We start from the raw sequence: 4,501 nt of genomic DNA, 5'->3' as shown, positions 1-4,501 counted from the left end.
CCAGGGTGAGAGCGGGGCCGCGCGGGGCGGTACGGAGCCGGCCTGGGTGGGTCCCTCCGACGGTGTCGAGGTGCGAGTGCGGGCCGGTGGCGCGAAGCGGGCCGGACTGCCGGACGGGCTGCGGCTGGACATGGTGGACCCCGACGCCGGGCGAGTGAGCGGCATGGCACCCACGGGCCCCACCGGGGCGGAAGGGGGGACCGGGCAGCCCACGGAGCCGGCGTCCGCGCCGCCGTCGCCGACCGGGACGGGCCCGACCGCCGGTACGGCGATCCCACCCGCACCGGCGTCCTCCGCGCCGCAGCCGCCGATCACCTCACGCGCCGACTGGGGCGCGGACGAGTCGATCAGCCCCGAGGCGCCCACCTACCTGCCCGGCGGCAAGGTCAAGGCGGTGGTGGTCCACCACACGGCCGAGTCCAACACCTACACCTGCGCCGACGGCCCCAGGCTGGTGCGGGGCATCTACGCGTACCACGTGGGCCAGCTCGGCTGGAAGGACATCGGCTACAACTTCCTGGTCGACAAGTGCGGCACCGTCTACGAGGGCCGCAAGGGGGGTGTGGACCGTCCGGTGCAGGGCGCCCACGCCTACGGCTTCAACAGCGAGACCACCGGCATCTCCGTCCTGGGCACCTACACCGACGCCGCTCCCCCGCAGGCCGCGATGAGTTCCGTCGCCAAGATGGCCGCCTGGAAACTGGGCCAGTACGGGGTGGACCCGGCAGGCACCGCCACCCTCACCGCGGGCGACCAGGGGACCAACTACTTCGGCAAGAGCTGGACCAAGGGCGCCCAACTCGCCTTCCCCACCATCCACGGGCACCGGGACGGCTACAACACCGAATGCCCCGGCGGCGCCTTCTACGACCAGCTGCCGACCATCCGCTCCTGGGCCGCCGATCCGGGCACGGAACCGACGACCAGTCCGCTCACCGGAACCGGCCTGGCCCGCTCCGGCCGCTAGGGGGTGTCTCGTCGATCGGGCCGGATCAGGAAGCGGCACCAGGTGACGCGAGCCCGGCAAGACCGGCGTGACCCCCCAGAGGCGGCCGGTACCGCCGCGCGGCCGGCCGTCGCCCCGGCGCCCGGGGCGCCGCACGGAGGTCGCGCACCGCTGCGCCACCCGCCCAGCACGGCGGCCGAGGGGTGGCCGGCCGGGGCAGCTTCGCGGCGCGACCGGCGACGAGGGACGCCCCGGCCGTGCCGGCCGACCGGGCGCCCTTGGGCCGCTCGCCGGTGACGGCACCGGTTCCGAAGGGGCCACGGCAACCCGCGCGGCGCGGGGCGCTAGTGTCGTGCCCCGTGAGTGATCCCTCGTCCTCCTTACCCGCCACGGCGGAGGCGTACGACGCCGTGGCCGTCCGCTACGCCGAGTTGGTACGCGGCTGGCTCGACGGCCTTCCGCTGGACCGCGCGGTACTCGCCGCGTTCGCCGAGGCCGTACGGGCCGGCGGCGCCGGGCCCGTCGCGGAGCTGGGGTGCGGACCCGGACAGGTGACCGCGCACCTGCGGGACCTGGGGCTGGACGTCCTGGTCGGTGTCGACCTGTCGCCGGTGATGATCGACCTCGCCCGCCGGGCCCACCCGGACCTGCGCTTCGAGGTCGGTTCGATGGACGCCCTGGAGCTGGCCGACGGCACCCTGGGCGGCATCGTGTCCTGGTACTCGGTCATCCATGCCCCGCCGCGGGACCTCCCGTCCTACCTGGCCGAGTTCCGGCGGGTCCTGGCGCCGGGCGGCCACCTCCTGCTCGCCTTCTTCGAGTCCGAGGGCGGACCGGTCACGGCGTTCGACCACAAGGTGGTCACGGCCTACCGGTGGCCGGTCGACGGCCTCGCCGGCCTGGCCCGCGAGGCCGGGTTCGCCGAAGTGGGCCGGATGCTGCGCGAGCCGATCGAGGGTGAGCGGTACCGCCGGGGCCATCTGCTGATGCGCGGACGGTAGATGCCCCTCGTGCGACCCCGGCGGCCGGCCCGCTCACTCCTCCGCGGGCCGGTGCGGTCCCGGGCGGGGAGCCGACAGGTGCACCACCACCAGGGTGAAGGCCGCGAGGGCGACATTGCGTGATGCGGCGTCCAGGCCGTTCCAGTCGGACGACTGCCACATGGCGAACCACTCCCCGCCGATGGCCATGAAGCCCAGGCCGAACAGCAGGAGCACCATCACCAGGCCAAGTGTGCTCGTCCGGCGCGCACGCCCGTACGTTCCCCGGCGCAGCCCCACGGCCCAGAACCAGGTCGCGGCCAGGAGGAGCACGGCGGCCAGCGTCTCCCAGACGATGATCAGCACGTACGCCACGTCCTGCAGGGTCCGCGACTCGATCGCACGCCACATCAGGTCCGGGTCCTTGAAGGTGGTGTCCATCGCCAGGACGTGCCGCACGAACTGCTGATTGGTGCCGAAGTCGGTGATGTTGCCGAAGGCGACCAGGGCCATGTAGAGGGCCACGGTGCCCGTCAGCGCCGTCGCCGCCACGGGCATCGTGCCGAGCCGGGCGGCCCGGCCGAGCCCCGACCGCCGCGTTCCGGTGCCGTTCTCGTCCTTCGCCATGTGTTCTCCCTCGTCCTCCTCGGCCGAACGGGGCCGAGGAGGACGAGTATGTCGCTCAACGGCCCCCGTTTCGAACCCCGTTGCGACACGCACGCGGGTGGGGCAGCCGGGCGGGCGGGCCCGCGCGGCGCCCGTGTCCCTCCGGCCCGCGGCCGTTCCCGCCGCGTCGCCGTCATCCGTTCGGCCCGGAGAGGTTCCGCGCGTCCCTCCACCGGCGCGGGCGGCAGGGAGGATGAGGGGTACGCACCGCCCGGCCGACCGGCACAGGGCCGGCGGCGCGCGGTTCACCGGCTCACCGGCTCACCGGCACTTGGTTGGGAGATCCCATGACGTACCCGGACAGCGGCTCCGGCCCCCTCTGCCTGGTGACGGGGGCGACCGGCTACATCGGCGGCCGGCTGGTGCCGGACCTGCTCGCCACCGGGCACCGCGTCCGCTGTCTGGCCCGCTCACCCGGCAAGCTGCGTGACCACCCCTGGGCAGGCCGGGTCGAGGTGGTGCGCGGGGACGTCGCCGACGAGCGGTCGGTCGGCCGCGCCATGGCCGGTGTGGACGTCGCCTACTACCTCGTGCACGCCCTCGGCGCGGGCCCCGGCTTCGAGGAGACCGACCGTGCCGCCGCCACGATCTTCGGCCGCCGGGCCCGTGAGGCGGGGGTGCGGCGTGTCGTGTACCTCGGCGGGCTCACCCCCGCGGGCGTGCCCGAGGACCGGCTCTCGCCGCACCTGCGCTCGCGCGCGGAGGTCGGCAGGATCCTGCTCGACTCGGGTGCGCCCACGACCGTGCTGCGGGCCGCCGTCGTCATCGGTTCGGGGTCCGCGTCCTTCGAGATGCTGCGGTACCTCACCGAGCGCCTCCCGGTGATGATCACACCCAGTTGGGTGCGCACCCGCATCCAGCCGATCGCCGTGCGCGACGTCCTGCGCTACCTGGTCGGCAGCGCCGGCATGCCGGACACGGTGAGCCGCGCCTTCGACATCGGCGGCCCCGACGTCCTGACGTACCGCGACATGATGCAGCGGTACGCCGCGGTCGCCGGGCTGCCGCGCCGGGTGATCATCCCCGTACCGGTACTGACCCCCGGTCTGTCCAGCCACTGGATCGGGCTCGTCACCCCGGTACCGCCCTCGCTCGCCAGGCCACTGGCCGAGTCCCTGCGTTACGAGGTGGTGTGCCGGGAGCGGGACATCTCCCGTTACGTCCCCGACGCGCCGGGGCAGCCGATCGGCTGCGACGAGGCTCTGGCCCTGGCCCTGCGGTGCGTACGGGAGGCGAGGGTATCCACCCGCTGGTCGTCGGCCTCCGTGCCCGGAGCTCCCAGCGACCCGTTGCCGACCGACCCCGACTGGGCGGGCGGCAGTCTCTACACCGATGAGCGGGAACGGGACGTCGACGCCTCTCCGCACGTCCTGTGGCGGGTCATCGAATCCATCGGCGGGGACAACGGCTGGTACTCCTTCCCCCTCGCCTGGGCGGTGCGCGGCTGGCTGGACCGGCTGGTCGGCGGGGTCGGCCTGCGCCGGGGCCGCCGTGACGCCGACCGTCTGCGCGCGGGTGACTCCCTGGACTTCTGGCGCGTCGAGGAGATCGAACCGGGCCGGCTGCTGAGGCTGCGCGCCGAGATGCGGCTGCCGGGCCCGGCCTGGCTGGAGATGTACGTGGAGCGCGGCCGTGACGGCCGTACCCGCTACCGGCAGCGGGCCCTGTTCCACCCGCACGGCCTGCTCGGGCACCTGTACTGGTGGAGCGTCTCGCCGTTCCACGCCCTGGTCTTCGGCGGTATGGCCCGCAACATCACCCGCGCGGCGGCCGAGGCGGAGCGGGGCCCCGGAGCCTGAGCCCGTGCCCGTCCGGCGCACCGGACGGGGGGGGCCCGGTCCGGGGTTGGGGCCCCGGGGGGGGCCGGGGGGGGCGGGGGTGGGGGGGGTGTCCGGGCTGGGCGGGGTGC

The 4,501-nt window shown here is 74.7% G+C and carries 3 protein-coding genes and 1 pseudogene; 3 read left to right on the top strand and 1 reads right to left on the bottom strand.

Going from position 1 to position 4,501, the window contains the following annotated elements:
* Nucleotides 1-937 (top strand): annotated as a pseudogene (locus tag AB0H53_RS29015) (N-acetylmuramoyl-L-alanine amidase); the annotation flags it as partial.
* 368 nt (nt 938-1,305) lie between these two features.
* Nucleotides 1,306-1,947, top strand: coding sequence for a class I SAM-dependent methyltransferase (locus AB0H53_RS29010; protein ID WP_362119619.1), 642 nt, complete (start codon nt 1,306-1,308; stop codon nt 1,945-1,947).
* Between the two features lie 33 nt (nt 1,948-1,980).
* On the opposite strand, the gene AB0H53_RS29005 is transcribed toward AB0H53_RS29010, so the two are convergent.
* A complete protein-coding gene (locus tag AB0H53_RS29005) occupies nt 1,981-2,484 on the bottom strand; it encodes a DUF2165 domain-containing protein (protein ID WP_362119622.1) in 504 nt (167 codons plus the stop codon).
* A gap of 395 nt (nt 2,485-2,879) precedes the next feature.
* Between AB0H53_RS29005 and AB0H53_RS29000 the strand changes: the two genes are divergently transcribed.
* Nucleotides 2,880-4,391, top strand: a complete 1,512-nt coding sequence (locus AB0H53_RS29000) for an SDR family oxidoreductase (protein ID WP_362119616.1) — start codon at nt 2,880-2,882, stop codon at nt 4,389-4,391.
* Nucleotides 4,392-4,501 lie beyond the last annotated feature (110 nt).

Source organism: Streptomyces sp. NPDC050856 (assembly GCF_040653855.1).
GTDB lineage: Bacteria > Actinomycetota > Actinomycetes > Streptomycetales > Streptomycetaceae > Streptomyces.
The sequence above is the reverse complement of the archived record's forward strand: the minus strand, read 5'-3'. Positions and strand labels throughout refer to the sequence as shown.

Excerpts from the sequence above, each read along its gene's own strand:
- AB0H53_RS29005 (WP_362119622.1), bottom strand. The coding sequence starts at position 2,484 with ATGCCCGTGGCGGCGACGGCGCTGACGGGCACCGTGGCCCTCTACATG.
- AB0H53_RS29000 (WP_362119616.1), top strand. The coding sequence starts at position 2,880 with ATGACGTACCCGGACAGCGGCTCCGGCCCCCTCTGCCTGGTGACGGGG.